We start from the raw sequence: 1,620 nt of genomic DNA, 5'->3' as shown, positions 1-1,620 counted from the left end.
TATTTTTAGCACTTTATATATAATATCACCTCGGTCTAATTCCATCAGTACATTCATTATTGCTTCAAGATGATCATCTTGGCGTGTACTTTTTATTACCTCCAATGCCGGTTGAACAATATTTTCCTGCGGTATAAATTTGAGAATATCTTTATCTTCAACCTTGAAATCTTTAGCTAAGATATGTGCATTTTGGTATAAAAATTTAAAGGCCGAGGAGCTTCCACTTGATAAAACAATGTCTTTGATTTTATCTGATAAATTGTATTCAAACACCATATGCTTTATAAGATGTTCATCGGTTGGATCGTTATTTTCTATCATTGTATAAACCCATAACATCAGAACCTCTTGATTTATTGATTTAATTTTATCTTTATTTCTCATCAAATATTCTGCTGTTTTATCTGGAGATATATCTATTGCTGTCCTGAGGTAATCATCAAATTTATCTTCATTCAGTCTACTATCTAATATTTTCTCAATTATATCCCATCTCTTTTTCAATGTGGCGTACATTAATAATAAAAACTCTACACCATAATATTTTTTATCATAACGCTTTTCATGGTTGAATCGGTCAAAGTCTTTGATCATCTCAATCAAATTATCTTCGCTAATTAATTTAGCTACAAAGCCAGGATATTTATAATCAAAAACCTCCATGAAGCCGTTTTTGATAAACTTTTGAATGGTTTTGTTGATTAAATCCTTATCCATGCTATAAATAACTGCTGCTAGGAAACTTATATTCATGTAATTATCTGAAGAATCTATCAATTCGCGCAATTTATTAATACACTCTTTCGACCCTGTTTTTCCGAGAGCTATTATTATATTATTATCAAGAATAGGTTGATTAGATATTAGTTTATATATTCTTTCACGGCAATTATCTAGCAAAAACTCAAACCTTTCTTTGCTATAATATTCACCCCTCAATACGATACCATTCGACGTGTCGAGCTGACGCAGACGATAAACAATGTTACTCAGGAGGTTTATCAAAGTAATTTTATCTTTAGGATCATGCCAATTCCGCTTTAGTAGATCGAAATCAATAAAATTTCCATAGTTTACAGTTTGATGTGCTAGAGTATGTATTATATCATCAGATATATCTGACCGTTGCCGTGCTACATTTATAATTCTTTTTTGATAAATCGTTTTTATTATACTTGTGCCCAGGTAATCTTTTATATAATCAAGTATTTCAAGAATTTCTCTTAAAATCGTGGATGCATCTTTATCTTTATGCAGGGTGAAATTAGTTAATTCATCTAAAATCTTATCTAAATCTTCATAAAACCCCATTCGTGCTAATAGAATTAATCTTGCTCCAAATGAATAGTGTTTAAGTGAATGAACACCATATTTTTGCAAATCTCCTGTAATTTTCTCCATCAATTTTATTTGAAACCACTTATCTCTTTTTAATTCAATGGCTAAAAATTTTATTATATTTTCCCTGGTCGAATTGTCCATGTATTCAAGTATGGGTATAGCTTTATCCAGATAATTAGGATCTTTATATCTAATATAATGTGATATGTATAAAGCACACTTAATTATATCTCCCTCATTGAATAATGGTGCAGTAATTTCATCATAATACTCGTC

At 29.9% G+C, this 1,620-nt stretch carries 1 protein-coding gene; it reads right to left on the bottom strand.

Features of this window, described 5'->3' with window-relative positions:
* On the bottom strand, positions 1-1,620 hold a 1,620-nt coding region (locus NZM04_01005; protein MCS7062622.1), incomplete at both ends, for a hypothetical protein.

This window comes from Candidatus Methylacidiphilales bacterium, assembly GCA_025056655.1.
Lineage (GTDB): Bacteria > Verrucomicrobiota > Verrucomicrobiia > Methylacidiphilales > JANWVL01 > JANWVL01.
This window is presented reverse-complemented; position numbering and strand designations above follow the sequence as displayed.